This window comes from Spiroplasma sp. Moj (genome assembly GCF_016082285.1).
Classification (GTDB): Bacteria; Bacillota_I; Bacilli_A; order Mycoplasmatales; family Mycoplasmataceae; genus Spiroplasma; species Spiroplasma phoeniceum.
Genome location: NZ_MQTY02000021.1, coordinates 7,245 through 11,548, shown reverse-complemented (window position 1 = coordinate 11,548; position 4,304 = coordinate 7,245). Strand labels below are relative to the sequence as shown.

Sequence of the window (4,304 nt, the reverse complement as noted above, 5' to 3'; positions counted from 1 at the left end):
GNNNTCAACATTTAGATTAAACAATTTTGATGAAGAAAAATATATGATTGGTAAATCTGGCAAAGTTTATTTTNNTAATATGTATAGTTTTCGTCCCGTTATAGAAATCAATGAAAAAGTAAATTCTATAGTAATTGATGAACAAAAAAATGGAATAATTACTGGAGAATCTTCTAATATATATAGTTTTGGGTTCATATATAAAAAATAATAAAGTAATAAAAATAGATTTATCTTTACTAAAAGATTGAAAAGCAAATTTTGATTCTTGAATAAATCAAATTAATTTAGAAGAAAATACTACTTTAAAATTAATGAATTTAACAGATAAAAATAATTGAAAAAATAGATTTGTATTAGAATTTCAAAATAAAGTACATTCTTTAAAACAAGATTTATCAATTATAAATAATAATTTAGAAATTTTAAAATTAAATATTCAATTACAAAATTTAATAGATCAGTTTAATAATTTAAAAAATAAAATTGATAATTTAATTAATAAAGTTAATAATTTAGAAACTAAATTAAATAATAATGCTAGCATTAGCGATAGTATTAATCCCAATGAATGTGTTGTAAATAGTCTTAGAGATAATACGGCGGGTAATGCTGCTGCCGGGTTAGTTAGTGGATTGCTTACAGGAATGACTGCTGGTGCTGTTTTTGGATCAGTTGCTCCGGGACCAGGTACTATAGGTGCTGCTGTTTTGGGCGGAATAATTGGTCTTATATCGGGCGCTGTTGGAGGAACTTTTTATGGAGTTACAGTAGCTGCTATAAATTGTTAATTATTTAATTATAAAAATTTATGAAAAAGTTATTAAATTTTCTAGGAATAATCTCTTTAATTGGAACAAGTACCGCTNGTTTAGTTGCTTGTGATAACATAGCAGAATATACACCCGAAGAATTAGAAAAACTAAAAGAAGAAAACAAAATAAATACAAAGAACCAAACTATTAGAGATAATTTAGAATGAATAGCACCACAAGAAAGACCATTTAATAATATTGATAATAAATATTATTATGTGGTATGGCGTGGCAATAAAAATAATACTTGAAGAATTATTAAATTTTTAAATGATACAAATAATGNAAAAAAAATAGATAATTATGTTAAATATAGTCTTATTTTTAAACCGCCACGATTTCGTTATTATACATTATTAATTAAAGACGGAATTATTAATACAAATAATACTTTATATGCCNATGATGGTTCATATTTTAAATCAGTTTATTGTTGAAATTTAGCTGATACTGGACCTGACTTAATTGTTGATGATAAAGGTAATGTAAAAGTTAATGGAGAATAGAAAAAGAGATTTAATAATCTCTTTTTCATTTTTATCTTGGTTTAAATGTAATTTTAACAGGGTTATTACTTTTATTTCTAATACCTAATACATTTGGATTAGAAACATCTAATACAATATCTTTGTCATTACCAAAACTTAAATAACTATCTGCTCCTAAAATTAATTCTGCATGAATTAATTTTGTAAATCTAATTTTTAATTTCATATCATTAGTATAATATGCTTGTAATTCTGTTTTTTTAATTTCATCTTTATCACTATTAAATAATTTTGTTGATTTAAGTGTAAAAGAAACTCTAATAGTTAATTCATTTTTTGATATATATTTGTTAAAATAATCATCATAACTTGGTAATCCATTAGTATATGCAGTAGAAAATGTTTTAATATCATTTACTCTTATATTATCTGTATATAAAGTTATTGTATTATCAAAATTAACTTTATCAGTTTGTGAACGACCACTTTCTAGTAATTTTATACTAGACAATGGATTTTTATTAGTACACCCAGAAACGCCCCCAAAAGTAATATTAACATTTTTATTAGGAATAAAATTTTCTATTTCAGGTGGTCCACATTCAACTTGTAAATTATTAAGATTACTTATTTCTATTGTTTTATAAGAACTAATAAATTTATCGATACTTTGAATTGTTGGGTCAATTTGTTTTAAATCAATTTCAGTTTCACAATAACCTTCATTAAATTCATTAGAGAACAAATTAACATCAGGGTATAATGTAGTATTAACTTTTCTACATTGTGCTTGTGCTGTAATTTTAGTTAATAATGGTAGTACTACATTAGAAGGCATAATATCTTTTGTATACTCTGGATAATTATATGGCACTGGCGGGAGAACATATTGTGGATAATTAAATGTTGGTATTTCATAGTCGTGTGGTAATAAGAAACTAGTTTTATAATTAGTTGTCATATCGCGTAAATAATTATTTAATGTACTTTTTGTTTTTCCACGAAAACTTCATACTGATAATCGTAAATAATCTTCTTCATTATTGGTATATGGGTTATCAGCATAAAAGATAATTTCAAAATTACCTTTATATAANGCTTGNATTGAAAACATATCAATAATATAACTACAATTTGTCCCANCTGGTGTTTGTAAAAATTCGCAATCATTATCTTTTTCACTATCACTAACTGGTGTTTGTGCATCTACTGCTCTTACTAATTCATTAATTAAATAGATACGATTAGTTTTAGGATTTAATTGTTTTAAATTATAAGTTGAATAAGTTATTCGTTCAGTTGGTTTACCATCTTTTTTTAAAACATTACCTTGTATTTTATCAGTTAATAAAGTTGTAAAACCTAAACTAGTAGCATTTGNTCCAAAGATAGCACCAACTTTATCATTGCCTTGTTCTCTAAAAATTTCAAATGGTAAATAACCTTTACCTTTTGAGTTTTCAGACCAAAAAGCATCATTATAGAAACTATAAACACTAGAACTCATAAAACCATTAAGTCATTGGAAATTAGGTCAAGTTTTTTCGTTTTGATTAATTACTCATCCTCATGGAATACCAAATGAAATAAAGTTTAAGAANTTACCAACTCCNCCTGGTATCGTAAAAGGATTAAATACTAATTTTTGCGTATAGTTTAAAGGTAATACTGTAATTTGGCGATTAATAAAATTATTCATATTTAAAATATCTCAAACATTACATTTACCCATTTTATTATATTCAATTTGAACTTGTCCAACAGTATTACCAAATTCATCTTTTCTTCTAAAATATGATGATGCTTGGGTACTAATTATATTNATTAACATCTTCATNNNTNNNANTTNTANNNTNNTTAACATCTTCATTATTTACTTTTATTTTATCTGGTGGAGTAATCATTCAATTTTTAGACCAATAAAATTTAGAGTCATTATCTTCTTTATGAATATTTCTACCAACACTAGAATTAGTTGCCGATGTAGTGGAGGAGTCAGTTATTACAATACCTTCACTATTTTTTTGATTTCAAAAGNCATATCTACTTTCCATATCTTTTTTTCAATCTTCATAACCAGTTATCATTGTTGGTTGAATCCCTTGAATGTTATATCAACTTACTTCTGGTGATGCATAAGTATTTATTTTATCAGGAGGAGCAGGATACATGTTATACATTAATAAATCTCGTGAATTCATAACTTTTTTATTAAATTGACCTTTAATAATTGGTCGACCAATAACTGGCATATCAAAAAAGATTGGATTACCATAAAATTTAACTGCCATTGCTCTAANACCAGGGTCTTTTAATAAAATATCATCTAATTCAACAATACCTTTATTTAATTTTTCATCATAAGTTATTTTAGGAAAACAATAACCCTCTCCTGGAGCACTTGTTTGAATAAATTGTCTTACTGCCAAACCACTATTACTAATTTTGTCATTAATACTTGAAAATGTAATTTCTTGTCATAAAAAACTACCATCATATGGTGAATAATAATTAATAACATTTGATGGATATAATCATTGTCTATCTTGTGGTGCAGAATTAATATCACCACCACCAATATTTAAACCACGGTCATTAAATACACTATAAAAATTATAATAATCATTAATATTTAATTTATCGNCATCTTCATCTAAAATTAATAAAGTATATTGTCTTTCAGTTGATTGCTGAGTAAATACTTGTTCAAATTTAGCCTCACCAAATTGAATTGAACTTCTATCATTAATCATATAAGCATCTCAATATTTACCAACTTTAACTTCTTTTGTATAAAAGTTATCTGCTTTATTATCATTATTCATAAAATAACTTAATTTATATTGATTTAAGTATTCTAGCATTCTATTAACATCATAAATGTTTTCACCATCAATTAATTTTCAATAAACATTATTATTTTCATCTTTTAATTTTATCGCAAAAGGTGTTTCATTATTGGCTCATATAGTTGAGTTAATTGGTTGTTTATTAAAATCAT

General features: G+C 24.9%; 2 protein-coding genes. Both read left to right on the top strand.

Going from position 1 to position 4,304, the window contains the following annotated elements; translation table 4 throughout:
* The first annotated feature begins 188 nt into the window (after positions 1-188).
* Complete coding sequence (locus BST80_RS01855) at positions 189-791, top strand: hypothetical protein (protein WP_415745707.1); 603 nt, start codon at positions 189-191, stop codon at positions 789-791.
* A gap of 20 nt (positions 792-811) precedes the next feature.
* Positions 812-1,321, top strand: coding sequence for a lipoprotein (locus tag BST80_RS01850; RefSeq protein ID WP_415745706.1), 510 nt, complete (start codon positions 812-814; stop codon positions 1,319-1,321).
* Positions 1,322-4,304: the final 2,983 nt, after the last annotated feature.